This is a genomic window from Cobetia crustatorum (genome assembly GCF_000591415.1).
Lineage (GTDB): Bacteria > Pseudomonadota > Gammaproteobacteria > Pseudomonadales > Halomonadaceae > Cobetia > Cobetia crustatorum.
The window spans coordinates 1-1022 of the sequence record NZ_JEMF01000092.1 but is presented as its reverse complement, the minus strand read 5'-3'; the positions used below and the strand labels follow the sequence as shown (position 1 = coordinate 1022).

Below are 1022 nucleotides of genomic sequence, written 5' to 3'. Positions count from 1 at the left end.
GTCATGTCATTGGTCGGCGTGGCGACGACCGGCGCATCATTGGTGCCGATCACGGCGATGCTCAGCGTCGCGGTGTCGAAGCCACCCTGACCATCACTGATCTGATAACTGATGGTGCTGATACGAGTTTCATCGACCGCGAGGTCGTCGAAGTCAGTGCCCGGCGCGAAGTCATAGCTACCATCGGCATTGATGGTGAACTGACCACCATTATCGCCGGCAGTCGGTTGGCCGACGCTGTCGGCGTCTTCACCAACCTGACTGACAGTCAAGATGTCGCTGGCATCGACATCACTGTCGTTGAGCAGCACATCTCCACTGACAGCATCATTCTCTGTCGTGGCATTGGTGTCCTGCACTGCTACCGGCGCGTCATTGACGCCCGTCACGGTGATGCTCAGCGTGGCGGTATCCAGCCCGCCCTGGCCATCGCTGATCTGGTAATCGATCGCGGTGACACGGGTTTCGCCGTCGGCCAGATCATCGAAGTCCGTGCCCTGGGCGAAGGTGTAGCTGCCATCACTGGTGATGGTGATCAAGCCGCCATTGCTGCCGGTAATCGCCTCACCCACGTTGTCGGCGTCAGCATCGACCTGGCTGACGATCAGCGTATCGGTGTCCGCACCGCCGTCGGTGTCATTGGTCAGCACGTTGCCGGTAGTCGGCGTCACGTTCTCGACCGCTGTCGCGGTATCATTCGTGGCAACCGGTGTGACATTGCTGGCCGTCAGCGTGAAGGTGTCGTCGATCGTGCCACCATTGCCATCGGTGGCGGTGATTTCGAACGGGCCGTTCTGTGAGGCATCGGCACTCAGGGTGCCGGTGATCTCGCCAGTGGCGGCATTGATGGCCAGGCCAGCCGGCAGACCGGCGACCGTGTAGGCGAGAGTGTCAGCAGCGTCGGCATCACTGAAGGCGTCGCCCGCAGGAATACTGAGGGTCTCGCCATCGACGGCGGTCAGGTCATCGGTCGGCGTGGCGACGACCGGGGCGTCATTGACGCCGGTCACGGTGATGCTCAG

The 1022-nt window shown here is 61.6% G+C and carries 1 protein-coding gene; it reads right to left on the bottom strand.

Annotation, left to right across the window (positions count from 1 at the left end; translation table 11 throughout):
- Nucleotides 1–1022 (bottom strand): cadherin-like domain-containing protein (locus BF12_RS0115600; RefSeq protein WP_024953071.1); only part of this gene is annotated, 1022 nt, incomplete at both ends.